The following is a 1,563-nucleotide window of genomic DNA, read 5'->3' as shown; positions in this document are numbered from 1 at the left end:
CTTGGACTGCAATTTCTTGCCGGACAGCGTTGCCATCTTATTGGCATCATAGATATAATCTGCACCGTCAATATAGTCGGAAATAACGTAGTATCCCGGCAGGACAGCTTCAAACTCCTGAATCATATCTTCCGGAATGCAGCACAGCGTAAATGGAATGCCGCGTTCTTCTGCGTCAGCTTCCAAATCCAGCATTACTTTTTTCAAGTCGCCAGAGCCAATCGGCGCAAGATACATCGGCGTCTTATCCGGAAACGTTTCCATCTTAATGAGCAGATAGCCTTCGTGAATGCAAATCTGCGTATTATAGTGATCTTTCCAAATAAATAAATCCGTAAAGCAGTGCTCGCACAGTCTGTAATTCTGTTTGGACAGGCAAGCCTCTGCCTCCGCTTTGTCTTCTAATCGAATTGGGTGAAATGCTAACATAAAAAAGAGTAGACTCCTTTAGAAAATGAGAGATTAACGAATGGTGTTGAGAACGCGTCCCACCAGCTCCTGTGAAATGTCCTCAATGGTGCGAATGTCTGAACCGCTGGTACAGCGAATACGCTGCCAGCCAAATTGATCTGCGAGCTGAGAAGCTGTTTGATAACATTTTTTCAGGTATCCGAGATCCTTCTCATGAATATCCTGTGTTTTCCCCTGTCGGTGTTCCAGAAGATTTTTTACAGCTTCCGTCGGCATATCCAAGAAAAACACCTGATCCGGTGCCGGAATGCCCATAATTCGATATTCAAAATCAAACAGCCAATCCAAAAAGGCTTTCTGTTCCTCGCCTTCCAGTTTCGATGCCTGATGTACGGCGTTGGAGGTCGTATATCTGTCCGCCAAAATCAAGCCGCCGTTTTCATAATAGTCTTTCCATTCCGTCTGATAGGATGCATAGCGGTCAACAGCAAAAAAGGTAGACGCCGTATATGCACTGACATCGTCCGGATGTGTGCCGAATTTTCCGCCCAAATACATGCGAATGAGTGCGGAGGATTCTTCTTGATACCTCGGAAAGACCAAGCGACGATACGTGATGCCGCGCGCATCCAGCGCCTGACACAGTCGTTCAAACTGGGTAGACTTGCCCGATGCATCGGTTCCTTCTAAAACCAGCAGTTTTCCGCTCATTTGGCACACTCCTGTCGAATCGCTTCATACTTCGCGCGAACTTCTGCTGCCTTGCCGCATGTCATCTTGCCTTCCGAACAGGCGCCACAGGTGCAGGCAGGGCCTGCTTTGCGGAACAACGTCGGCGCAACGGCGCAAACCTGCTTGTACATCTCCTCTGCCAGCTCTCGAATTTCCCACTGGGCACGATTACAGCAGCGCAGACGGAAGAAATTATGTAACGAGCGCGCATTGGCAGTCATGACCATTTTGGTCGCGCAGGCATTCGGCAGCACATAGCGCGCATCTTCAATCGCCTTTTTCTCCGCCTTGCGGCGCGCTTCTTTCTCGGTGCAGCCCTCATCTAAAAACGTCTGCATATGCTTCTCTTGCAGAATCGCCGTCAGATTTTCATACATTTTCTGGTCGTCTGCCATTGCCTGAAGAAAAGCCTCTTTTGCT

At 48.6% G+C, this 1,563-nt stretch carries 3 protein-coding genes; all 3 read right to left on the bottom strand.

Features of this window, described 5'->3' with window-relative positions; all coding sequences use genetic code 11:
* Positions 1-429, bottom strand: a 429-nt coding sequence (locus ACR0P9_RS12375; RefSeq protein WP_432620591.1) for a phosphatidylglycerol lysyltransferase domain-containing protein, incomplete at its 3' end; no start/stop codon positions are given.
* A gap of 33 nt (positions 430-462) precedes the next feature.
* Positions 463-1,122 (bottom strand): dTMP kinase, encoded by a 660-nt coding sequence (locus tag ACR0P9_RS12370; protein WP_432620589.1) that lies wholly within the window; start codon positions 1,120-1,122, stop codon positions 463-465.
* Positions 1,119-1,563: FAD-dependent thymidylate synthase (locus tag ACR0P9_RS12365; RefSeq protein WP_432620587.1), on the bottom strand; the 445-nt coding region annotated here is incomplete at its 5' end. The genes ACR0P9_RS12365 and ACR0P9_RS12370, both read right to left, overlap by 4 nt.

It is taken from the genome of Butyricicoccus sp. (genome assembly GCF_050872565.1).
Classification (GTDB): Bacteria; Bacillota; Clostridia; order Oscillospirales; family Butyricicoccaceae; genus Butyricicoccus_A.
The sequence above is the reverse complement of the archived record's forward strand: the minus strand, read 5'-3'. Positions and strand labels throughout refer to the sequence as shown.

Bases quoted from the DNA above. Each gene is read 5' to 3' on its own strand.
- ACR0P9_RS12370 (WP_432620589.1), bottom strand. From the start codon at position 1,122: ATGAGCGGAAAACTGCTGGTTTTAGAAGGAACCGATGCATCGGGCAAG.